This window comes from Streptomyces sp. NPDC020362 (assembly GCF_040642095.1).
GTDB lineage: Bacteria > Actinomycetota > Actinomycetes > Streptomycetales > Streptomycetaceae > Streptomyces.
Window position 1 is genome coordinate 1 of sequence record NZ_JBFAET010000107.1, and the last position, 22,915, is coordinate 22,915.

Here is a 22,915-nt window from a genome sequence, read left to right on the forward strand (position 1 = left end):
CCCCTACTCCAACCCAACCCCCCGCCCCCTCGCCCCCCCCCCCCCCCGCTCCCGCGCGGGCGGGGGGCCCGGGACGGGGGGGGGTGGCGGGGGGGCGCCCCGGCGGGGATGTCCGCGGCGTCGCAGGCCCGTCGGCTCCGCGGACCCGGTGAGCTGGAGATCGTGGCCTTCGAGCGCGGCCACTTCAGCTCCTTCTCGGCGTGCGGGATCCCGTACTGGGTGGGGGGCGACGTCCCCGAGCGGGACCGGCTGATCGCCCGTACGCCCGAGGAGCACCGCGCGCGGGACATCGATCTCAGGATGCGCACGGAGGTCTTGGAGATCGACGTGGCGGGCGGCCGGGTACGCGCGCGTGACGTCGACTCCGGGGACGAGTCCTGGACGTCGTACGACAAGCTCGTGATCGCGACCGGTGCCCGCCCGATCCGCCCGGACATGCCGGGCGCGGACGCTCCTGGCGTACACGGCGTACAGACCCTGGACGACGGCCAGGCGCTGCTCGACTCCCTGACCGGCACGCGTGGCCGTCGTGCTGTGGTCGTCGGAGCGGGCTACATCGGCGTGGAGATGGCCGAGGCGCTGATCAACCGCGGCTACGAGGTGACGGTCGTGAACCGGGGCAGCGAGCCGATGTCCACGCTCGACCCGGACATGGGCCGCCTGGTGCACCGGGCCATGGAGGGCCTGGGCATCACCATGGTCGACGACGCCGAGGTCACCAAGATCCTCACCGGCGAGGACGGCCGGGTGCGGGCGGTGGCCACCCAGGACGCCGAATTCCCGGCGGACGTGGTGGTGCTGGGCATCGGTGTGCGCCCGCAGACGGAGCTGGCCGAGGCGGCGGGCCTTCCGCTCGGCGCGCACGGCGGCCTGCTCACCGACCTCGCCCTGCGCGTGCGCGGCCACGAGAACATCTGGGCGGGCGGCGACTGCGTCGAGGTGCTCAACCTCGTCTCCGGCCAGGAGCAGTACGTCCCGCTCGGCACCCACGCGAACAAGCACGGCCAGGTCATCGGCACCAACGCCGGCGGCGGCTACGCCACCTTCCCGGGTGTCGTCGGCACGGCGGTCAGCAAGGTCTGCGACCTGGAGATCGCCCGCACCGGCCTGCGCGAGAAGGACGCCCGCCGCGTCGGCCTCCAGTACGAGACCGTCACCATCGAGTCGACCAGCCGCGCCGGGTACTACCCCGGCGCCGCCGCGATGACGGTCAAGATGCTCGCCGAACGCCGCACGGGCCGCCTGCTCGGCGTGCAGATCGTCGGCAGGGAGGGCGCGGCCAAGCGGGTCGACATCGCGGCGGTGGCCCTGACCGCGCAGATGACGGTGGAACAGATGACGGCCCTGGACCTGGGCTACGCCCCGCCGTTCTCGCCGGTGTGGGACCCGGTGCTGGTGGCAGCGCGAAAGGCGACTGCCGAGGTGCGCCGAGGGAGCCTGTGAACGAGAGCCGGGGAAACCCCCTCAGGGGCGCGGGGCTGCGTCGACATGCGGCTCCGCCGCGCGTCCGCGACCTGCCACGGAGCACCCGCACCCCTCGATGCTCCTCAAGCCGTCCCGCTGATCCGCGGCAGAGAAGTGACCGCCGCACTCGACGTCACGGCCGCAGGCTGCTCCCCCGCCGGCTTCGCATGAGACGCCGCCGGCCGGGTCGAGCGGAGCCGGTTGCTCACCGCCTCGTCCAGCGTCACCGGCCGCTGCATCTGGGCGGCCAGCCGCCCCGCCTCCTGACCGAGCCGCGCCACGTCCTCCCAGGGAAGCCGTAGCACCAAAGACAGCTCGGCCTCGCCGTCGGGCAGAGCATGCATCGCCGAAACCTGCGGAGCGTTCATCGCCTGATCCTCACGTCGGTTGAGAACAGATACGCACCCGCGCCCGGCGGCGTTCACCGGTTCGCACGCCGCGTCGCGGGCACTACTCCTGTGTGGTCATCCCCGTCCATGACGTGAATCCGGTGCGCCGTACGCCCTGTGTGACGTACGCGCTCATCGCCGCCAACGTCCTCGTCTTCCTGGCCACCCCGGGCATAGCCGGGTCCGTGGCCGGAGGCGGCGATCTTGCGCAGCTGTGCCATCTCCAGGCGTTCATGGACCACTACGCGGCGGTCCCCCGGGAGCTGATCCACCATCAGACACCGCGGCTGGTCCCGACGGGCGACGTGGGCGTGGGCCCGCACGGCCCGGGCTGTGTGGTGGAACCGCCCGGCTACGACAAGTCCCCGCCCCTGTCCGTGTTCACCGCGATGTTCCTGCACGGCAGCTGGCTGCACCTGCTCGGCAACATGCTCTTCCTGCTGATCTTCGGCAACAACGTCGAGGACAGGATGGGCCACATCCGCTACTTCCTCTTCTACGTCGTCTGCGGCTACGCGGCCGGCTACGGCTTCGCGCTGCTCAACGACGCCTCCGGCGACCCGCTGATCGGCGCGTCCGGAGCGATCGCCGGTGTGCTGGGCGCCTATCTGGTGCTGTATCCGACGGCCAGGGTCTGGGTCCTCGTCCCGTTCCTGGTCTTCCTGCCGCTCAGGCTGCCCGCCTGGCTGGTGCTGGGCTTCTGGTTCGCGCTCCAGGCGGTGTACTCCTCGGGGCACGGCGTCTCCGGCGCCGGCACGGTGGCGTACGCGGCGCACGTGGTCGGCTTCGTGGCGGGCATGCTGCTCGCCTGGCCGCTCAAGCCCGGCACGCCGCCCCCGCCGGAGCCGGGCCGCCTGCTGTTCGGCAGGCGGGCCCGGTCGCGTCAGGTGTGGTGAGCGGGTGCGCTCAGCGGGCGCTGTGCGTGTGGACGTACTCCACGAGCCGGGTCAGCGCGTCCGGGTCGGTGTTCGGCAGCACGCCGTGGCCCAGGTTGAAGACGTGGCCCTCCAGGCCGGCGGCCGCGTCGAGGACCTCGCGGGCCCGGGTCTCGACGGTGTCCTTGTCGGTGAACAGGACCGTCGGGTCGATGTTGCCCTGGAGCGCCTTGCCGGGGCCGACCCGGCGGACGGCCTCGTCCAGCGGGACGCGCCAGTCGACACCGACGACGTCCGCACCGGCCTCGCCCATGAGCTTCAGCAGCTCACCGGTGCCGACGCCGAAGTGGATGCGCGGCACGCCGTAGCCCGAGACGGCCTCGAACACCTTCGCCGAGGCGGGCATGACCGAGCGCCGGTAGTCGGCCGGGGCGAGCGCGCCGACCCAGGAGTCGAAGAGCTGGATCGCGCTCGCGCCCGCCTCGATCTGCACCTTCAGGAAGGCGGCGGTGATGTCGGCGAGACGGTCCAGCAGGTCGGCCCACAGCTCGGGGTCGCCGTACATCATCGCCTTGGCGTTCTCGTACGTGCGGGACGGACCACCCTCGACCAGGTAGCTCGCGAGGGTGAAAGGCGCGCCGGCGAATCCGATCAGCGGGGTGCTCCCCAGCTCGCGGGTGAGCAGGCCGATCGCCTCGGTGACGTAGGGCACGTCCTCGGGGGTGAGGTCGCGCAGCCGGGCGAGGTCGGCGCGGGTGCGGATCGGCTGCTCGACGACCGGGCCGACACCGGGCTTGATGTCGAGATCGACACCGATGGCCTTGAGCGGGACGACGATGTCGCTGAAGTAGATCGCCGCGTCCACGTTGTGGCGGCGCACCGGCTGCAGCGTGATCTCGGTGACCAGCTCGGGCCGCATGCAGGACTCCAGCATGGGGATGCCCTCGCGCACCTTGCGGTACTCCGGCAGGGAGCGGCCGGCCTGGCGCATGAACCACACGGGAGTGTGCGGCACGGGCTCGCGCCTGCACGCCTTGAGGAAGGCGCTGTCGTACGTCGCTGTCGGCTGCTGGCCCGTAGGGGTGTCGTTGGCGGTCACGGGGAAAGTCTCCCACGACCCCGATGAGCGACACGCAGCCCGTCCGGCCCTCGCGCAGGAGGCCGTCCGGGCCGGTACGGCGGGCCGGGGCGGCGGCTCGCGGCCGGTACGGCACATCCGGCCGCGGGGTGTCTAGGCCAGCACCGAGCGCCAGTTCCCCTTACTCTTCCGCCATGGCTGCGGCTCAAGGACGAACGTCGGACAGTACTGACGGTGTGGACGACGCGAAGGAGGCCGGTGAGGCGGACCGGCATCCGGGCAATACCGCCCCGCCGGCGTTCCGGGCCGCGGTGGAGGCCCTGCGCACCGCGCGCCTGCGGCCGCAGGTCGAGGTGGAGCCGACGCCCGCCCCGCAGCGGCTCGCCCCGTTCGCGTACGCGCTGGAGGCCGTGGTCGTCGACGGCGACCAGGATCTGGCCGACGGGCGGCTGGTGCTGCTGCACGACCCGGCCGGGCACGACGCCTGGCGGGGCACGTTCCGACTGGTGACCCTGGTACGCGCGGAGCTGGAGCCGGAGATGGCGGCCGATCCGCTGCTGCCCGAGGTGTGCTGGTCGTGGCTGACCGGCGCGCTGCAGTCGCGGGGGCTCACCTACGGCGAGCCGAGCGGCACGGTCACGCGCGCGAGTTCGCACTACTTCGGCGGGCTGGCCGAGCGGCCGTCCGCCTCGCAGATCGAGATCCGTGCCTCCTGGACCCCCCGCGAGGGCCTGGGCGGGGTGCCGGACACCGCCGCCCACCTGGCCTCCTGGTGCGATCTGCTGGCCCAGGTCGGCGGGCTGCCCCCGGCCGGTCCGGGTGACGCCTCGGTGGTGACGCTCCCGCAGCGCAGGGGTCCGCAGTCCCGGTGACGTCACAACCGGTCACGCCGGGTTAATCCCCGTGAACGCTCTATTGACCATCCCTTTGTCGATACGGCCACTTTCTGCACCCGAATCGCACCGGCCCGAACCGACTCGATCTTCGGATGATCGATCGCGTGTCCGAATTGCACGGATTGTTACTCACTAGATCGTGATCATTCTCTAAAGGCGGACGGGTTTGCTGCCGAAGACGACTGTGACCTTGAAAGTACGGTTCGTCCCGGCTTCTTCCCCAAAGCCGGCCCCGTCCCCCACCCAGGAGGCCTGGTGTCCGTTCTCCTCGAGCAGCCCGCAAGCCTGGTCGCCTACCGCCCGAACAAGCCGACCGCCATGGTGGTCGTGGCCGACCCGCGCGTCCGCTCCACCGTCACCCGCCATCTGTGGGCGCTCGGTGTGCGCGATGTCATCGAAGCCTCGTCCATCGCGGAGGCTCGTCCCCGCATCGGCAACCCTCGCGACATCTGCGTCGCCGACGTCCACCTGCCCGACGGCTCCGGCCTGACCCTGCTGTCCGAGACCCGCGCCGCGGGCTGGCCCAACGGGCTGGCCCTCTCCGCCGCCGACGACATCGGCGCCGTCCGCAACGCCCTGGCGGGCGGGGTGAAGGGCTACGTCGTCACCGGCACCAGGACGAACATCGGACTCCCCGCCCGGCCCGGCGCCGCCCCCCTGGGCGCCGGCCCCCGTATGCACCGCCGCCCCCCGGGTGCCCCGAGCCACCCGGGCGGCTACCGGGAGCTGTCCGGGCGCGAGGTCGAGGTGCTGCGGCTGGTCGCCGAGGGCCAGTCGAACAAGGCGATCGGCGTCTCGATGGGCCTGTCCGCACTGACCGTGAAGAGCCACCTGGCCCGCATCGCGCGCAAGCTCGGCACGGGCGACCGGGCCGGCATGGTGGCCGTCGCCCTGCGCACCGGAATCATCCACTGACCCTGCTCCGCACCCTCAACTGGCCCTGCTCCGCACCCTCCACCGACCCTGCTCCGCACCCTCCGCCGGACTGCTCGGCGGAAGCACCGGTTCAGTCACGTGAACCCGACGTTTCACCGGCCTGACTGGTTTACGACCCTCCGGCGCCCGTCGACGGAACGTTCCGGCGACGGGCGCTGTCCACACATGGATACCCTTGACATGTGACCGACGCCCAAGACACCGCAGCAGACGCTTCCCTGCGCACCACCGGAGGCACTCCTCCGGACGACGCCGGAGGGTCTGCGACGGGGGCGCCGACTCCACTGCTGGAGCCCCGCGAGGGCATTCCGCCGGTGATCGTCGACGAGGCCGCACTCAGCGAGGTGATCGCCGCGTTCGCCGCCGGTTCCGGCCCCGTCGCCGTCGACGCCGAGCGCGCCTCCGGCTACCGCTACGGCCAGCGCGCCTACCTGGTGCAGCTGCGTCGCGAGGGGGCCGGCACCGCGCTGATCGACCCCGTCGCCTGCCCCGACCTGTCCGGCCTCGGCGAGGCGCTGTCCGGCGTCGAATGGGTGCTGCACGCGGCCACCCAGGACCTGCCCTGCCTGCGCGAGATAGGCATGATGCCGGGCGCGCTGTTCGACACCGAGCTGGCCGGCCGGCTCGCCGGGTTCCCCCGGGTCGGCCTCGGCGCCATGGTCGAGGGTGTCCTCGGCTTCGTCCTGGAGAAGGGCCACTCCGCCGTCGACTGGTCCACCCGCCCGTTGCCCGAGCCCTGGCTGCGCTACGCCGCGCTGGACGTGGAACTCCTCGTCGACCTGCGCGACGCGCTGGAGAAGGAGCTGGACCGGCAGGGCAAGCTGGAGTGGGCGCGCCAGGAGTTCGACGCGATCGCGTCCGCGCCGCCGGCCGAGCCCCGCAAGGACCCCTGGCGTCGTACGTCCGGCATGCACAAGGTGCGGCGGCGCCGCCAGCTGGCTGTCGTGCGGGAGCTGTGGCAGACGCGGGACCGGATCGCCCAGCGGCGGGACGTGTCGCCGGGCAAGGTCCTCAGTGACGCCGCCATCGTGGAGGCGGCGCTCGCCCTTCCGGTCAACGTGCACGCGCTCTCGGCGCTGAACGGGTTCGGGCACCGGACGGGGCGGCGGCAGCTGGAGCAGTGGCAGGCCGCGGTGGATCGCGCGAAGGCTCTGGCCGAGGCGCAGCTGCCGCAGCCGGGGCAGCCCGTCACCGGGCCGCCGCCGCCACGGGCCTGGGCCGACAAGGACCCCGCCGCCGCGGCCCGGCTGTCCGCTGCACGGGCCGGGGTGTCGGCACTGGCCGAGCAGCTCAACATGCCTCAGGAGAATCTGGTCTCTCCGGACACCGTGCGCCGGATCTGCTGGGAGCCGCCGGCCGCCGACACGGAAGCCGTGGGATCTGCGCTGGCCGGATACGGCGCGCGTGCGTGGCAGGTGGAGCAGGTGACGGCGGTGCTGGTTTCGGCGCTGTTGGCGAAGGGGGCGTAGCCCGCCCCGCCGGGGCCGATGCGGCGGCGCCGGGGCCGTGCTGTCGGTGCCCGGTGTTACAGCTGTCCGCGCCGGGCGCCCAGGCTCCGCAGGGCCTGGTTGGGCCTGGTCGCGCGCGGCGGCCGCGGGTCCGTTGTGGTCGCTCGCGCAGTTCCCCGCGCCCCTGACGGGGCACCACCGGCACGTCGAGAACACGCCAAGATTCCCTCCGGTACTGCCGGTACTGCCGGTGCTGCCGGTACTGCCTGCACGGTCGAGACTTCCTGCACCGCCGAGACCGCCGGCACTGCCAGCGCTGCCTGCACTGCCAGCGCTGCCGACACTGCGGGCACTGCCGTGAACCGTCCTGCACCGTCGGCGCTGCCGCGGACCATCCGGTGCCCCACCGCGACCCGCCCTGCCCCACCGCGACCCGCCGGGAAGCGCTGTGGCGTTCCGGGAATCATGTGGAATCGCCGTGGGCAGGCGTTCCGCAGGGCGGAACGGGTGGGCACGGACTGCAGCACCGGGTGCCGGTGTCGCACCGGCCCCCTGGTGTGACGTTCACCGCTCCCCCGAGCAGGACTGTGCAGCTACGTTACTCATAAGTAGCATGGGTCCTGAGCGCGCGCTCAGCTCTTGCGCGTCGCAGCAGTGCCATCCCGCACCCTGGAGGAGAGCCATCGTGCCTCGTACCGTCAGGGATGTCGTCTTCGTAGACGGCGTCCGCACCCCGTTCGGCAAGGCGGGCCCGAAGGGCATCTACCACGAGACCCGCGCCGACGACCTGGTCGTGAAGGCGATCCGGGAGCTGCTGCGCCGCAACCCCGGCCTGGACCCGAAGAAGATCGACGAGGTCGCCATCGCCGCGACCACCCAGATCGGCGACCAGGGCCTGACCCTCGGCCGCACCGCCGGCATCCTCGCCGGTCTGCCCCAGTCGGTCCCCGGCTACTCGATCGACCGCATGTGCGCCGGCGCCCTGACCGCCGTCACGGCCACCGCCGGTTCGATCGCGTTCGGCGCCTACGACGCCGTCATCGCCGGTGGCGTGGAGCACATGGGCCGCCACCCGATGGGCGAGGGCGTGGACCCGAACCCGCGCTTCGTCAGCGAGAAGCTGGTCGACGAGTCCGCCCTGTTCATGGGCATGACCGCCGAGAACCTGCACGACCGCTACCCGACCATCACCAAGCAGCGCGCCGACGAATACGCCGTGCGCTCGCAGGAGAAGGCCGCCAAGGCGTACGCCGACGGCAAGATCCAGCAGGACCTGGTGCCGATCTCGGTGCGCCGCACCAACCCCGAGGCCGGCGAGACCGGCTGGGGCCTGGTCACGGCCGACGAGCCGATGCGCCCGGGCACGACCCTGGAGAACCTGCAGGGCCTCAAGACGCCGTTCCGCGTCCACGGCCGGGTCACCGCCGGCAACGCGGCCGGTCTGAACGACGGCGCCACCGCCTCGATCATCGCGAGCGAGGACTTCGCCCGCGAGAACAACCTGCCGGTCAAGATGCGCCTGGTCTCCTACGCCTTCGCCGGCGTCGAGCCCGAGGTCATGGGCTACGGTCCGATCCCGGCCACGGAGAAGGCCCTCGCCCAGGCGGGGCTCAGCATCTCCGACATCGGTCTCTTCGAGATCAACGAGGCCTTCGCCGTCCAGGTCCTCGCCTTCCTGGAGCACTACGGCATCGCCGACGACGACGCGCGCGTCAACCAGTACGGCGGCGCAATCGCCTACGGCCACCCGCTGGCCTCCTCCGGTGTCCGTCTGATGACGCAGCTGGCCCGCCAGTTCGAGGAGCAGCCGCACGTCCGCTACGGCCTGAACACCATGTGCGTCGGCTTCGGCATGGGCGCGACGGTCATCTGGGAGAACCCGCACTTCGAGGGGGACAAGTGAGCACCACCGCTGAGCTTCTGAAGGGTGCGGCCGAGCTGTTCCCCGACGAGGTCGTGACGTCCGCGCACGTACGCCACCTCGACCTGCCGTTCGGTGCGGGGCGTTTCGCGCTCATCACCCTTGACAACGGCTTCGACCACACCAAGCCGACCACCTTCGGTCCGGCCTCGCTGGCGAACCTCAACACCGCGCTCGACCAGGTCGAGGCGGAGGCCGCGGCCGGCGACATCGTCGGCGTCGGCATCACCGGCAAGCCGTTCATCTTCGCGGTCGGCGCCGACCTCAAGGGCGTCGAGCTGCTGAAGAAGCACGAGGACGCGCTGGCCATCGGCAAGGGCGGCCACGAGGTCTTCAAGCGCCTCGCGGCCCTCGCGGTCCCGACCTTCGCGTACTACAACGGTGCGGCGATGGGCGGCGGCGTCGAGGTCGGCCTGCACTGCTCCTACCGGACCGTCTCCAAGGCGATCCCGGCGTTCTCCCTCCCCGAGGTCTTCCTGGGCCTGGTCCCGGGCTGGGGCGGCTGCGCGCTGCTGCCGAACCTGATCGGCGCCGACAAGGCCGTCTCGGTCATCATCGAGAACAGCCTCAACCAGAACAAGCAGCTCAAGGGCCAGCAGGTCTTCGACCTCGGCATCGCGGACGCGATCTTCGAGGGCGCCGACTTCCTGGAGCAGTCGCTGATCTGGACCGCGAACGTCCTCAAGGGCGACGTCGAGGTCGAGCGTCCGGTGATCGACCGCGGCGAGGCCTGGGACCAGGCCGTCGCCAAGGGCCGCTTCATCGCGGACGGCAAGGTGCACGGCGCGGCCCCGGCCGCCTACCGCGCCCTCGACATCATCGCGGCCGCCAAGAACGGCGACCTCCAGCAGGGCTACGACGCCGAGGACCAGGCTCTCGCCGACCTCATCATGGGCGGCGAACTGCGCTCCGGCATCTACGCGTTCAACCTGGTGCAGAAGCGCGGCAAGCGTCCCGCGGGTGCCCCGGACAAGAACCTGGCCCGCCCGGTCACCAAGGTCGGCGTCGTCGGCGCCGGTCTGATGGCCAGCCAGCTCGCGCTGCTCTTCCTGCGCCGCCTGGAGGTGCCGGTCGTCCTGACCGACATCGACCAGGAGCGCGTCGACAAGGGTGTCGGCTACGTCCACGCCGAGATCGACAAGCTGCTCGGCAAGGGCCGGATCAACCAGGACAAGGCCAACCGCCTCAAGGCGCTGGTGACCGGTGTCCTGGACAAGGCCGAGGGCTTCTCGGACGCCGACTTCATCATCGAGGCGGTCTTCGAGGAGATCGGCGTCAAGCAGCAGGTGTTCGCCGAGGTCGAGGCGGTCGCCCCGGCGCACGCGATCCTCGCCACCAACACCTCCTCGCTGTCGGTCACGGAGATGGCGTCGAAGCTGCAGCACCCCGAGCGGGTCGTCGGCTTCCACTTCTTCAACCCGGTCGCCGTCCTCCCGCTCCTGGAGATCGTCCGGGGCGAGCAGACCGACGACGCCTCGCTGGCCACCGCCTTCGGCGTCGCCAAGAAGCTGAAGAAGACCGCGGTCCTCACCAAGGACGCCCCGGCGTTCGTCGTGAACCGCATCCTCACCCGCTTCATGGGCGAGATCCAGAACGTCATCGACGAGGGCACCCCGGTCGAGGTCGCAGAGAAGGCCATCGAGCCGCTCGGCCTGCCGATGTCCCCGCTGGTGCTGCTGGAGCTGGTCGGCCCCGCGATCGGTCTGCACGTCTCGGAGACCCTCAACCGGGCCTTCCCGGACCGCTTCACGGTCTCCCCGAACCTCGCGGCCGTCGTCAAGGCGGGCAAGCGTGGCTTCTACGTCTACGACAGCGGCAAGCCGGAGCTGGACCCCGAGGTCGCGGCGCTGCTGCAGCAGGGCGACTCCGTCCTGACCGAGGAGCAGGTGCGCGAGCGCGTGCTCGACGCGGTGGCGCAGGAGATCGGGCTCATGCTCGACGAGGGCGTCGTCGCCGAGGCCCAGGACATCGACCTGTGCCTGATCACGGGCGCCGGCTGGCCCTTCCACCTGGGCGGCATCACGCCGTACCTGGACCGCGAGGGTGTCTCCGAGCGCGTGAACGGCAAGAAGTTCCTGGCTCCGGGCGTGGCGAGCGTCCCGCAGTAGGGCCTCCGTAGGGTCCTGCGATGCCCGGCGCACCTCGGGGTGTGCCGGGCATCGGCGTGTCAGGAGGCGGGAGAGCGCGCGTCCTCGACGTGGACGACGTGCAGTTCCCTGCCGTCGCGGTCGCGCTTGGACCGCCCGTGGATCCCGACCGCCAGGTGCGAGGGATCCTCGGACTCGTCGAGGGCGACGAAGGTGACCACGTCCGGATGGTGGCCCGTCACCAGCCAGCCGTCCCCGCTCTTGAGCTCCAGCACCCGGAAGTCGCCCGCCGGACCGCCCACCTGCACGGGACCGAACTCGCGCAGGATCTCGGTGGCCCGGTCGGCGAGTGGTCCCACAGGCTCCCCCAGCACCACACAGGTGCCGTGCTCGTAGAGCACCCACGATTTTCCGGAGCCGCTGAGAAGACGCCGCCAGGCGTCTATGAGTGTCTCGGTGTCCACGACCGCCATCATGGCGCACTCAGAGCTGCCGCCACGCCTCCAGCGCCAGCCCCGCCTCGTCCTTCCGTCCGGTCAGCAGGAGCCGGCCGGTGGAGGGGGACGACGTCGCCGCCACCACCCGGTCGTCCTCCTCCACGGCCAGGGACACCAGCGCGTCCACCGGCAGCTGCGGGCCCGACTCCGTCCACCACGCTCCGGCCGACTCCAGCTCGGTGGGGTAGGCGGCGAAGGCCACCCGGCCGCTCGCCGAGCGCTGCGCCAGCAGGGTGCAGTCGTGCCCGTCGAGATCGCAGCGGACGGCCGCGACCCGGCCGTGTCCCGCCGAGGGCAGGAGGGTGGCCGGCTTGCCGCCGGGGCGCCAGGCGCACAGCCCGCCCGCGTCGTCGGTGTAGAAGACGGTGGTGCTGTCGGCCGACGTGGCCAGGGCGTACAGGGTGCCCTGGCGGACCCCGGTCTCCAGGGCCTCCTGGAGGACCGGCCGGGCACCGGGCTCCTCCTGACGCCAGTGCAGAAGGGCCCCGGGGGCCGACGCGTACAGCTCGACCCTGCCGGACTCCCCCGTCACCGCGGCCAGGCCGTCCTGGACCTCGCGGCCCAACAGGTCGCGCCAGGGCTCCCAGCCGCCCTTCTCCTTCTGCGCGAGCAGGCTCACCCCGCCGTCCGTGTTGCGTACGAAGACGTGGGCGCGGCCCTGGGCGTCCACGGCGACCGCGGGCTGCCCCGTACGGTCGCCCGTCCTGTTCGGGTGGCCGATCGGGTTCCAGTCCAGCGCCGCGAGGCGCGGGCGGAAGTGGGTGGAGTGCACCAGGCCGGACTCACCCTTCTTCGTGGGCCGCCAGGAGACCAGGTGGGCGTAGCCGTCGGCGCCCTGGCCGACGGCGAGGACGGGGTGGAGGCTCTGGTCGCCGCCCACCCTGCGGGGGTCGGTCCAGGGGCCGCCCGGCCCGCGCTCGGCCCGGCACAGGACGGCGTCGCCCGACAGCTGGTAGACGCTGAGCCGGCCGTCGCGGCCGCGCATGAGCCAGTCGCCGTTCACCGGTTCACCCCGAGCCGGTCCAGGCCACACCCGCCACCGCCCGGCCCCGGCCGTCCACTCCCGGTCACAGCCGCTTCGCGCTGCGGAACAGCTCGGCGTAGAAGCCGTTGCCGTCGATGCGGGAGACACCGCCCTTGTCACCCATCGTGGGGCCGTTCTGTTCCTTGCGGCTGGAGACGAAGACCTTGTGGCCCTCGGTGTCCAGGCCCAGGTAGAGGGCGACGTGGTCGATGTGGTCGCCGGTGCGGTGGTCCATCTTGAAGAACAGCAGGTCCCCGGGCTGCAGCATGTCGGTGTTCTTCGGGCGGGTGTACCAGGGAGAGGGGCCCTGGAGCTTGATGATGTCGACGCCGGCCTTGGAGCGGGCCATGCCGTTGGCGGAGCGGGGCAGGCCGTCGCCGAGGGTGTCGGAGGCCATCAGCGGGTAGCGGGAGCGGTAGCCCCACACCATGCGCATGAAGCCGGAGCAGTCCAGGGCCCGGTAGCGCTCCGGGCGCGGGGACACCGTGGTCCCGTTGCGGAAGGTGTACGGGATGCCGAGGTAGTCGTAGAAGTCGTTCTGCTCCAGGCGGTCCACGCCGTCCGCCTTGTACGGCCCGAAGACCGCGTCGCCCCGGTACGGCACACCCGCGGAGTCCTTCTTGACGGGGGCGCCCTGTACGTACTGGAAGGCGATGGCGAAGACGTCGTCCTCCTGGCTCCCGTAGTACTGCTTGAACCAGTCCTTGAACCACTGCTGGTCCTGGGCGCCCTTGGTCCAGGGCTCCGGCATGAGGCGGACCCAGTCGTCGGTGACCACCTTGGTGCTCGTGTTGGCCGGTTCGCCGAAGGTCCGGGACGGACCCTTGAGCGTGGCGGTGCGGGCGCCGTCGGTGAAGGTGGCGATGACCGCGCCCTTGGCGTCGCGCAGCACGGAGCGCGCCGGGTCGTTCAGCCGCTCCCAGGTCTGCTTTCCGCTCGCCGCTCCCGAGTTCCGCAGGGTGTTGTCGGTGACCGTCTGGGCGGCCGGGACCTTCGCCTGCTCGTCCTTGCGCAGCTCGTAGGTGAAGTAGGCACTGCCCGCGAGCAGCGCCAGGACCGTTGCCGCATGGACGACGGGGCGGCCTTTGCGCTTCGGCATGGTGGGGGCTCCAGGGTTGCGTCGAGTACGGGCGGGTTCAGGCGGACGGCAGGGCGCCCAGCAGGATTCCGGCGGTCAGCACCACGTAGGTGGCGAGGGTGACCGTTCCGACGGACAGCAGCGTCGCGCCCTTGGGCTGGCGGACGAGCTGGTAGCCGACCAGGCCCGGGACGATGAATCCGAGCGTCTGGTTGGCGTACAGCAGCGGGAACTCCATCTGCAGCACGATGATCACGGTGGCCTGGATGAGCACGCCGCTGAGCACCACGGCCGCGAACAGCCGCTTGCCGTACAGGATCACGAACTTCTGCATGAGCAGCGTCGCGAGGTACGTCAGCACGGTCACGCCGACCACCAGCGCGGCCCGCTGCAGGTCCTCGATGAGGGTGAGCGCGAGCCAGCCCGGTGTGATCATGCCGCCGGGCGACAGGTTGGTCGTCAGGTAGCACATCAACGAGAACACGAGCCCCAGGCCGATGCCGATGGCGGCGATCTCGGGGGTGAGGACGGAGGGGATCAACGCTGTTCTCCTGGGCTGTGCCACTGCTGGCTGTCGTCGGCGGAGGGCTGGGGGGCGACGCGGGGTTCGAACGGCCCGCGCGGCTGGGCCTGCCCGAGTGGCGGGCCGGTGTCCGGATGAACCTGCGGCACGGCGGGGCCGGGCCGGCCGCCGTGGTGGGGCTCCGTCCACCCGTCGGCCGGGTACGGCCGCCCGTCGCCCGTGCGGCCCGCCCACTCCTGTTCCGGGTACGGGTGCACGGCGTCACGCTGCACGGGGATCGGCGGGACGTACCGCTGCTGCGCGTAGCGCGTCTCGTAGGCCTCGGAATAGCCCTGGTAGGGGTCGATGCGGGGCGCGTACAGCTGCACGGTCTCGACGTGCTCGACCACCTCGGGTGCCGTGCCGTGGCCGGGCGGGGCCGTGGCCACGGGCTCGTCGGCGCTGTCGTCCGGCGGCAGTTCGGCGAGGTGCTCCAGCAGGATCTCGCCCTGGCCGTGGATGTTGCCGATCGCGACGAGCGAGGAGTCCGGGCCGAGCTGGTCCAGCAGCTTGGCCATGAACTCCTCGGGGTCGCGTCTGTCGCCGCCGAGGTCGACGGCGCGCGAGCGGAACTCGGCGGGGATGGCGTCGATGGCGGACTTGGCCGGGTGGCCGATGACGAAGACGCGCTCGGGGTCGAGGGCGGGGATGATCTCGCCCATCTGCCCATTGCGTTCGACGCGGTCGGGACGGCAGTTGATGACCACGTTGAGCGGGCGGTGGACGGCCCCGAGGTCGAGCAGCTGGTTGATGTTCATCAGCGTCGACTCGGGGTCGTTGGCCGCGAAGACGTTGGCGAAGCGCAGTTTCTTGCCCCCGGGCGTCAGATAGCGCTCGACGGAGAGGACACCGGGGTCCGGCGGAGCGTCGTACATGCCCTGCAGGGCCGTCTCCCGGTCGACGCCGAGAAGTTCGGCGACGGCCAGCGCGATGGCCACGTTCTCCTTGAAGGTGAACCAGCTGAAGCCGCGCAGCTCCTCGTCGCTGACCGTCTCCGGGTCGGCGTAGATCAGCCGGCAGTTCCGGGCATCCGCCTCCTCCTGGAGGATGTGGAAGCGGTCCTTCTCGGCGGTGACGCAGATGCCGTCCTCGGGCATCGAGCGGCACAGTGAGCGGGCCACGTCGTCCAGGGTGGGGCCCATCTCGGCGAGGTGGTCCTCGCGGACGTTGCACAGCACGCCGATGGTGGAGCGGATCAGCTTGGACTGGTTGATCTCCTGCAGGGCCGGCATGACGGCCATGCACTCGATGACGAGCGCGTCCGGCTTGTACGCGGCGGCGCGCCGCACGATGCCGATCTGCTCGACCACGTTGGCGATGCCGAACTTGCGGTAGACCGGCTCCTCGGTGGCGTCCGGGTGGATGAACCGGGCCGCGGTGCCGGTGGTCTTGGCGACGGTCGTCAGGCCGCCGCCGCGCAGGGCGCCCGCGCACAGGCGGGTGATGGACGACTTTCCGCGGATGCCGTTGACCAGCACCCGCGTGGGTATGTGGTCCAGGTTCGTGAAGTGCCGGCGCTGTTCCACGACGCCCGCGACGAGCAGGATCGCGCAGCACACCATCAGCACGGTGTAGAGGAAGAGCACGGGAGATCAGTTCCTTGTGTACTGCTGCTGCGCGGGCGACGGGGGCGGGGTGCGGCGGGGCTGCTGCCGGCGCTGGTCCTGCAGCTGCTGCCGGATGAGTTCCAGGGAGCGGGTGACCGCGCCGACCTCGTCGTGGTGCTGGGGGAACAGCACGGTCTTGCGGTCACCGTCGGCCAGGGCCTCGGCCCGGCCGGCCAGCGTGCGCAGGGGCCGGGCCACCACGATGTGCATCCAGCCCAGGCAGGCGACGGCCGCCGCGGCGCCGAGCAGACCGGCGAGAACGGTGCGGTTCTGGGATTCGTACTCGGGGATGGCGAGCCGGCCGGCCGGCTGCCAGCTGACCACGCTCCAGCCGAGGGAGTCTGCGGGGCCGCTGCCGGCGAAGGGTGCGGCGGCTGCGATCCGCACCCCGTGCTCGCGGTAGAGCACCCCGTTGGCGCGGGCCTTCTTGCCGAGCCGCTGGGTGCTGGCCTCGACCAGGTCGTCGAGGTGCTCGTCGGGCAGGGACTGGAAGGCGAGGAAGCCGGTGTTGCCCGCGACGACCTCGTCCTGGTGGTCGACGAGGCGGACCACGCCGAGGCCCGGCCGGGTGAGCAGGGCGTTGAGGAACTCGATGCGGAACTCGCCGACGAGCTGGGCTCCGTTCCGGCCGGGGATCTCGGCGGTGGCGACGACGACGGGCTCCTTGGCGCCGTGTCCGAGCAGCCGGATCGGGCTGGTGGAGACCCGCTGGGAGCGGATCACCCTGGGGTCCTTGCCCTCCCGGGCCAGGATCTCGCCGGAGGAGTCGACGACGTAGAGCGAGCGGTAGCGCCGGTTCTCTTCGAGGGTGCGTTGCAGCACGCCGTCCATGGCCTGGGGTTCGGTGCGGTTGCCGATCAGGGAGGCGACCGACTCCAGGTCGGCGCTGCCCTCGTTGAGCGCCCGGCGCACCCGGTCGCTGAGGGTGTCGGTGCGTTCGCGCTGGTCGCTGACGAGCTGCTGCGGTACGACGGCCGTGCTGTCGGCTCGGTTGAGGAGCAGCATCAGCGGTGCCGACCAGGCCAGCAGCAGCACCGCGCAGGCCGCGAGCAGGGCTCGGGTGCCGACGCGGCGCGGTCCCCGCGGGCGGGGTGCCGGGCCGGTGGCTTCGGCGCTCTCGCCGAGGAGCTGGCGGCGCAGCCGTTCCAGGGCGCGGCCGACGCGGTGTGCCTCGCCGTACCCGGGGACGGTGACGGGCCGGGTCAGGTCGCCGCGGCTGAGCCGGCGGGACTCCAGGAACAGCCGGATCAGCGGGCGCTGCACGGTGCCCAGCAGCACGGCCACGGCGATCCCGCCGACGATGAGCAGCGCCCCGCCCGCCAGCAGGCCGAACACCGGGGAGTCGGCGCGGGTGGGGTCCTCGGTCACCTCGACCATGGCCACCACGGACAGGCCGAGCCCGCTGGCGGTGGTGACCTCCCCGGGGGCGGGTGCGGCCAGCGTGGCGTATCCGGCGACGGACCGGTCGCCGAGCAGGTGGCCCCCGATCAGGCTGCCGCTGACACCCTGGTAGCCACCGGTGCCGGGGTCCTTGCTGGAGCGCGGGTCCTGCCGGGCCCTGTGGGCCGCGAGCTGGCCGAAGGACTTGAGCTGCTTGCGGGAAGCGGTGATGTCCTTGCGGTCGGTGCTGGTTCGCACCTGCTCGGGCTCGGGGATGCCGTCGCTGCTGAGCATCGCACCGTCGCGGTCGACCACCGCGATCGACCGGAACTGGCCGAGGCTGATGCCGGGGAATTTCAGGTTGTTGGAGGCCACCAGCAGCAGCTGCGGCTTGCCCGGCCAGGACAGCAGCGCGAAGGACAGCAGCCGCGTCTCGCCGTTCTTCAGCCGGACCATGCGCGGCGCAAGTCCGCCCTCGTCGCCGAGGGTGGAGGTGTTCACGGAGGTCAGGGGCACGGTCTCACCCCTGGCCGCGACCAGCTTGCCGCTGCGGATCTCGACGACGGCGGTCCCGGTCCACTTCTGGTAGGTGGTGCCGAGCTTGTCGAGTACGGCGTCGCCGGAGAGCGGCTGGCCCGCGCTGAACAGGGCGGCGGACCGGGTGAGGTCGGTGACGGACTCGTCGATGGAGGCGCGCAGCGCGATGGCGCCGTCCTCGGCGAAGTGCTGCTGGGAGGTCAGCACCGCTTTCGGCACCCCGGCATGGTCGACACGGCCCAGCACGAGTGCGGTGATGCCGGCGAGCACCAGCAGGAGCGCCGACAGCACCGCGATCGGTGGACGGATGCCTCCGAGCAGCGACATGTCGGCTCGTCGACGGGCTCGGTGCTGCCGCGCCGGGGGCGGTGACGCCAAGGGAGGATCCTCTCGGGGTGTGCGGGCGGGCCGGTTCCGCACGGAAGTAAGGACACGATATTTCGAACATGCGTGCACAACTGGCATGCATGCTGCGCAAGCACACCCGCAGCACTCAGACAGGTAAGAGGTGGCTAAAGTTGCTCACTTACCTATGTGGTCTGCGCAACATTCGCGTTCAGGCGGTCAGGGCTGGACGGACATAGCGGTCGGACGGGCACCGATCCGGCGTCACGGCATCGGGGTCAGCGGCTTCAGGCCGTCCTTGGCCGCGCCGCGGTTGTACAGCGTGCCCTCGGTGCGCTCGAAGGCGAGCCGCAGCCGGGACCGCTGCCGGTCGGTCAGACCGTGGTCGTCCCGCAGCGCCGCCGGGACGTCCAGCAGGCGGTAGTCCCGTACGTCGTCGTCGGTGTAGGTGGCCTTGCCGCCGTCCGTGGCTTTCTCGGTGTCCGGCGGGATCTGCAGCATCGTCGGCTCGAAGCGCGGCTGGACCTCCCAGTGGCCCTTGCCGTGCTCGGTGAACGTGAACCAGGCGATCACGCCCTCCTCGGTCAGCCCCGTCGGCGCCTCGTGCCGGGCGATCTGGTTGCCGAGACCGTAGGCGACCCAGGTGCCGTCGACCTTCTCCATCGGCTGTACGACGTGCGCGTGGTGGCCGATGACCAGGTTGATGCCGGTGGACCGGGCGATCTGCCGGGCGAAGGAGAGCTGCGTGGCGGTGGGGCTGGGCTCGTGCTCGTGCCCCCAGTGCAGGGACAGGATCACCACCTCGGCGCCGGCCCTGCGGGCCCGCTGCTCGGCGGCCTTGATCCGGCCGAGGTCCTGCTGGTTGGCGAGCCACGGCTTGCCCTTCGGCAGCCGGTGCGGCTCGTTGAAACCGTAGGCGAACGATATCTGCGCGACCTTGACGCCCTTGACGTCCATGATCAGCGGCGTGAGTGCCTCCTTGCGGGTGCGGAAGGAACCCGTGTGCTTCACCCCGGCGGCATCCAGCGCGTCCAGGGTGCGCTTCACCCCCTGGTACCCGTGGTCGAGGGTGTGGTTGGAGGCGGTGGAGCAGGTGTCGTAGCCGAGTTCCTTGATCGTCTTCGCGGTCTGCGGAGGCACCTGGAAGTCCGGGAAGCCCTCGAACGGGCCGTTGGGAGTGCCCATCACCGGCTCGAAGTGACAGATCGCCAGGTCCGCCTTGCTGATCACCGGCTTGATGTCCGCCATCATCGGCCCGAAGTCCAGGCCGGCCACGCCCCTGCCGGTGCGCTTGGCGTCCTTGCGGGCCTGGTCGACCAGCTCGGGGTGCATCAGGATGTCCCCGGCCGCCGCGACGGTGAAGGACCGCCCGTCGCCCCGGTCACCTCCGTCGTCCGGCAGGAGGCCGCAGCCGGCGACGGTGGCGGCGAGGGAGAGCGGGGCCAGGAGGGCCAGCAGGGAGCGGGAACGGCTTCTCTTCACCGGGATATCTTGATACAGCCATGAGAGCCACTCGCTCGCGATTCATAACGATCGCAACAATTCTGCTGGTCATCGCTGGTCTCGCCGGCGGGCTGACCGCCGTGTTCCGCGCCACCCGCGGTGGGGGTGCGGATCCGGCCGACCCCCGTCCCGGCCACGGCGTCCAGCAGGTCGACCTGGCGGGCGAGGTGGCGGACTACACCCGCCGCTTCGGCCCGGACCACGGCTACCGGCAGCCCGGCCGGGCGGACCGCACAGCCGTCGCCGAGGCGGTCGGCCTGCTCCTCGACGGCCACCGGACCCAGGCGGAACGGTTGCTGTCCGAACGGGACTTCACGGTGCGCACCGTCTTCGACCGGGTCTCCGGACACCGCTTCGCGGAAGTGGCCGACCGCACCGACGACGCCGTGGCCCCACGCGGCTGGGGCCGGGTCTACATGGACCTCGACCACCGGCCGCGCTGGTCGGTACAGGTTCCGCACCCGGTCGCCGACCTCGGCACCGAGCAGCTCGGCGTGCGGGTCCTGCGCGACTCCCCCGGCGGCATCCTGGTGATTGCGGGTGCACACCGCAAAGCCGGACTCGGAAACGCCGCGGACGTGGCACACCGCCGGGACACCGTCTTCCACGCCATCTGCGCCGAGCTGGTACGCCGCGGGATGCCCGGGGTCCAGTTGCACGGCTTCGCCGCCTCCTCCGCACCGGGGTACGACGTGATCGCCTCCACCGGTGCCGGATCCACGGGCCGCGGGGACGGCCGCAGGCTGGCCGACGCGCTGGGCACGGACGGCTTCCATGTGTGCCGGGCCTGGGTGCGGACCTGCCCGCTGGAGGGCCACGAGAACATCCAGGGGCGGGCCGCCGAGGCCGCACACGTTCCGTTCCTGCACGTCGAGTTCGCTCCCGAGGTGCGCGCGGGCGGATCACCGGCCGAGCGCGCGGCAGCCGTCGTCGGCGAGGTCACGCGGCGCTGGGCGAGCGCACCTGTGACAGCGTGAGGGGCATGACGCAGGACACGGACACCCTGGACGGCCGGGCCCCGGACGGCCCCCTGCTGGTGATCGTCGACGGCGCGAACGTCGTCGGGGCACGTCCCGACGGCTGGTGGCGGGACCGCAGGGGCGCCGCCGAGCGGCTGCGGGACCGGCTGGCCGGCACGGGGCTGCCGGGTCACGGCGGCGCCGTGGAGATCGTGCTCGTGGTCGAGGGCGCCGCCCGTGGGGTGGAGTCCGTGCCGGGGGTACGGGTGGAGTCGGCGCCCGGCAGCGGGGACGACCGGATCGTGGAGCTGGCCGCGGAGCACCCCGGTCGGCCCCGCCTGGTGGTCACGGCCGACCGCGAGCTGCGGCGCCGGGTGACCGGGCTGGGCGCGGAGGTGACCGGGCCGCGCACCGTCCTCGGCTGAGCGTGGGGGCGCCGCCCTACCACGCGGCGAGCACCGTGATCAGGGCGAGGAAGCCGGCCACTCCGACGGCTCCGAGGGTGGTTCCCGCGACGGCGGTCCCCATCCGGCCGATGCCCTGGCGGGCGTAGTGGATCCCCGTGATGCCGAACGTGATGGCGAGGGGCCCCGCGATGAACGACCACGGCAGTACGGCGAGCATGAGCGAGGGCCATGCGCCGGTGGCCGCGAGGGCCCCCAGGACGAGCGAGGTGGGGCCGAGGGCGACGGCGGGCGAGTCGTTGCGGCCGGGCGCGGTCGGTGCGGACATGGGGTCCCCCAGATTTGAACGTGTTCAAATTCTTGCCGCGAGCATAGCAGGGGCCCTCCGCCCGGCACCGCGGCCGACTCCCCCTCAACCGCGCGGAATCCGGGCGTAGAGCACCGCCCCGTCCACCGTGCCCACCTCCTCGTACCGCGCCTCCAGCAAACGGTGCAGGCTCGGCACACGGTCGGGGGCGTACGGCTTGCCGCGGGAGTCGTCGACGACGAGGGCGGGGGCCTGTTGGGCCACCTCCGCCCGGAAGACCGGCCAGGCGCCCTCGACCGCGTACTTCTCGCCGACCTGGGGGCCGTCGCGGCCGCCGCTGTAGTTGGTGAGCAGGCCCGCGGTGAGGTAGCGGGTGGCGGGGGTGCGGCGGGCCAGCCAGTACGTCTCGGGGTGCATGCCCCACACGAGGACACGGTCGGCGGGCGCGGTGCGCTGGGTGAGGACGCTCGCGAGACGCTGGGCGTGGACGAGTTCCGGGCGCGGGGCAAGCAGGCCCCAGGCGAGGAACAGGGTGCAGCAGCAGGCCGAGGTGACGACGGCACCGGTCAGCCGTTCCCGGGGCGCGGTCCGCAGCGCGGCCGTGGCCAGCAGGGCCGCGGGCGGGGTGAGTTGCAGATAGTAGTGGCCGAAGAAGTGGAAACCGAGGGCCACGGCGGCGGCCGAGGAGGCCAGCCACAGCCACAGATCCACCACCGCGCCGGCGCGGGCGATGCGGGTGGTGCGCAGGGACCGTACGACCGGCGGGATCAGGCCCGCACAGGCCACGGCCAGGATCGCGGTGTTGGCCACGGCACGGACGAGGACGTGGAGTTCGGAGCCGGTGAAGGAGGCGTAGGCGGCGGAGCCGGTGACGGTCCAGAACAGGAATCCGGCGGGGTCGGTGACCAGGGCCGCGCACAGGACCGGTGCGGCGAGGCCGGCCGCGAGCCGCAGCACTCCCGCACGCGGGGTGCCGGCGCGATGCAGCAGCAGGGCCACCGGGAGCAGCACCGCGCCGCCGGTCTGCTTGGTGAGGAAGGCGCAGGCGACGGCGGTCCCGGCCGCGCCCCAACGGCCCCGGTCCGCGCACCACACGGCGGCCGCCGTGCAGGGAAGTATGAACACCTCGAAGGTGGCGGCCTGGGCGTCCTCGGGGTTGAGACCGACGGACACCAGCAGGTACAGCACCCCGGCCGCGCGGCCCTCCGTGTCGCCCCAGCGGCGGCGGGCCAGGGAGGCCAGCAGAACGGCGGTGAGCAACTGGGCGAGGACCGCCAGCACCCGGACCGGGGTGAGCGAGCCGGAGCCGCAGACCGCGAAGGCGGCCTCGTACAGCCAGGGCACCAGCGGCGGCTTGCGGTCCACCACCGTCTCGTACAGGTGACCGCCCTGCGCGAGGAGGCGTGCCTGCACGGCGAGATAGCCCTCGTCGGGGTTCCACAGCGGCCGGGCGAAGGACGGGATGCGGGTGGCGCAGGCCAGGGCCGCGAGCGCGGGCAGCAGCCGCGTCCAGTACGCCGTCCGGGTGGTCACGGACCGTGCGGGGGCGAGCGGGGCGGCAAGCATGGGCAGCACGCTATCCGGCCCCGCAGTCCCAGTCGAAGCGGGACATACGGGT

General features: G+C 72.0%; 19 protein-coding genes and 1 pseudogene. 9 read left to right on the forward strand and 11 right to left on the reverse strand.

Annotated elements, in window-relative coordinates:
- Window positions 1–102: 102 nt before the first annotated feature.
- Window positions 103–1,443: pseudogene (locus tag AB0H32_RS30005) on the forward strand (FAD-dependent oxidoreductase); the annotation flags it as partial.
- 104 nt (window positions 1,444–1,547) lie between these two features.
- Here AB0H32_RS30005 and AB0H32_RS30010 read toward each other — a convergent pair.
- Window positions 1,548–1,808 (reverse strand): hypothetical protein, encoded by a 261-nt coding sequence (locus tag AB0H32_RS30010; protein WP_361126779.1) that lies wholly within the window; start codon window positions 1,806–1,808, stop codon window positions 1,548–1,550.
- A 116-nt stretch (window positions 1,809–1,924) separates the two neighbouring features.
- Here AB0H32_RS30010 and AB0H32_RS30015 point away from each other — a divergent pair, with 116 nt between their 5' ends.
- Window positions 1,925–2,749, forward strand: a complete 825-nt coding sequence (locus AB0H32_RS30015) for a rhomboid family intramembrane serine protease (RefSeq protein WP_361126716.1) — start codon at window positions 1,925–1,927, stop codon at window positions 2,747–2,749.
- A 10-nt stretch (window positions 2,750–2,759) separates the two neighbouring features.
- Here AB0H32_RS30015 and hemE read toward each other — a convergent pair whose 3' ends face one another.
- The gene (hemE, locus tag AB0H32_RS30020) at window positions 2,760–3,827 is read right to left on the reverse strand and encodes a uroporphyrinogen decarboxylase (protein ID WP_361126719.1); all 1,068 of its coding nucleotides are present in this window, start codon (window positions 3,825–3,827) and stop codon (window positions 2,760–2,762) included.
- Between the two features lie 173 nt (window positions 3,828–4,000).
- Here hemE and AB0H32_RS30025 point away from each other — a divergent pair, with 173 nt between their 5' ends.
- From AB0H32_RS30025 to AB0H32_RS30045, 5 genes are all read left to right on the forward strand, one after another.
- Window positions 4,001–4,678, forward strand: coding sequence for a DUF3000 domain-containing protein (locus AB0H32_RS30025; RefSeq protein WP_361126722.1), 678 nt, complete (start codon window positions 4,001–4,003; stop codon window positions 4,676–4,678).
- 279 nt (window positions 4,679–4,957) lie between these two features.
- Complete coding sequence (locus tag AB0H32_RS30030; protein ID WP_361126725.1) at window positions 4,958–5,617, forward strand: response regulator transcription factor; 660 nt, start codon at window positions 4,958–4,960, stop codon at window positions 5,615–5,617.
- A 203-nt stretch (window positions 5,618–5,820) separates the two neighbouring features.
- On the forward strand, window positions 5,821–7,107 hold the full coding sequence (locus AB0H32_RS30035) for a ribonuclease D (protein ID WP_361126728.1): 1,287 nt from the start codon (window positions 5,821–5,823) through the stop codon (window positions 7,105–7,107).
- A gap of 664 nt (window positions 7,108–7,771) precedes the next feature.
- Window positions 7,772–8,989, forward strand: coding sequence for an acetyl-CoA C-acyltransferase (locus AB0H32_RS30040; RefSeq protein ID WP_361126731.1), 1,218 nt, complete (start codon window positions 7,772–7,774; stop codon window positions 8,987–8,989).
- Window positions 8,986–11,115 (forward strand): 3-hydroxyacyl-CoA dehydrogenase NAD-binding domain-containing protein, encoded by a 2,130-nt coding sequence (locus AB0H32_RS30045; protein ID WP_361126734.1) that lies wholly within the window; start codon window positions 8,986–8,988, stop codon window positions 11,113–11,115. The genes AB0H32_RS30040 and AB0H32_RS30045 overlap by 4 nt, the downstream gene beginning before the upstream one ends.
- 59 nt (window positions 11,116–11,174) lie before the next feature.
- Here AB0H32_RS30045 and AB0H32_RS30050 read toward each other — a convergent pair whose 3' ends face one another.
- The 7 genes from AB0H32_RS30050 to AB0H32_RS30080 form a co-directional block, all read right to left on the reverse strand.
- Entirely contained in the window at window positions 11,175–11,567 is a 393-nt protein-coding gene (locus AB0H32_RS30050) for a hypothetical protein (protein WP_361126781.1), read from the reverse strand.
- Between the two features lie 10 nt (window positions 11,568–11,577).
- Window positions 11,578–12,594, reverse strand: coding sequence for a hypothetical protein (locus AB0H32_RS30055; RefSeq protein ID WP_361126737.1), 1,017 nt, complete (start codon window positions 12,592–12,594; stop codon window positions 11,578–11,580).
- Window positions 12,595–12,658: 64 nt separating this feature from the next.
- Complete coding sequence (locus AB0H32_RS30060) at window positions 12,659–13,714, reverse strand: NlpC/P60 family protein (RefSeq protein ID WP_361126740.1); 1,056 nt, start codon at window positions 13,712–13,714, stop codon at window positions 12,659–12,661.
- 37 nt (window positions 13,715–13,751) lie between these two features.
- Window positions 13,752–14,234 (reverse strand): poly-gamma-glutamate biosynthesis protein PgsC/CapC, encoded by a 483-nt coding sequence (locus AB0H32_RS30065; protein WP_361126743.1) that lies wholly within the window; start codon window positions 14,232–14,234, stop codon window positions 13,752–13,754.
- Entirely contained in the window at window positions 14,231–15,841 is a 1,611-nt protein-coding gene (gene pgsB / locus AB0H32_RS30070) for a poly-gamma-glutamate synthase PgsB (RefSeq protein ID WP_361126745.1), read from the reverse strand. The genes AB0H32_RS30065 and pgsB overlap by 4 nt, the downstream gene beginning before the upstream one ends.
- Before the next feature lie 6 nt (window positions 15,842–15,847).
- Window positions 15,848–18,106 (reverse strand): HAMP domain-containing protein, encoded by a 2,259-nt coding sequence (locus tag AB0H32_RS30075; protein ID WP_361126748.1) that lies wholly within the window; start codon window positions 18,104–18,106, stop codon window positions 15,848–15,850.
- Window positions 18,107–18,388: 282 nt separating this feature from the next.
- A complete protein-coding gene (locus AB0H32_RS30080) occupies window positions 18,389–19,606 on the reverse strand; it encodes a CapA family protein (protein ID WP_361126751.1) in 1,218 nt (405 codons plus the stop codon).
- 20 nt (window positions 19,607–19,626) lie between these two features.
- Between AB0H32_RS30080 and AB0H32_RS30085 the strand changes: the two genes are divergently transcribed.
- Together AB0H32_RS30085 and AB0H32_RS30090 are read left to right on the forward strand one after the other, a co-directional pair.
- Window positions 19,627–20,604, forward strand: a complete 978-nt coding sequence (locus AB0H32_RS30085) for a hypothetical protein (protein ID WP_361126754.1) — start codon at window positions 19,627–19,629, stop codon at window positions 20,602–20,604.
- Between the two features lie 5 nt (window positions 20,605–20,609).
- Window positions 20,610–21,011, forward strand: coding sequence for an NTP pyrophosphohydrolase (locus AB0H32_RS30090; RefSeq protein ID WP_361126757.1), 402 nt, complete (start codon window positions 20,610–20,612; stop codon window positions 21,009–21,011).
- A 16-nt stretch (window positions 21,012–21,027) separates the two neighbouring features.
- Here AB0H32_RS30090 and AB0H32_RS30095 read toward each other — a convergent pair whose 3' ends face one another.
- Both AB0H32_RS30095 and AB0H32_RS30100 read right to left on the reverse strand, forming a co-directional pair.
- Complete coding sequence (locus AB0H32_RS30095) at window positions 21,028–21,318, reverse strand: hypothetical protein (RefSeq protein ID WP_361126759.1); 291 nt, start codon at window positions 21,316–21,318, stop codon at window positions 21,028–21,030.
- A gap of 84 nt (window positions 21,319–21,402) precedes the next feature.
- Window positions 21,403–22,863, reverse strand: a complete 1,461-nt coding sequence (locus tag AB0H32_RS30100; RefSeq protein WP_361126762.1) for a glycosyltransferase family 39 protein — start codon at window positions 22,861–22,863, stop codon at window positions 21,403–21,405.
- Window positions 22,864–22,915: the final 52 nt, after the last annotated feature.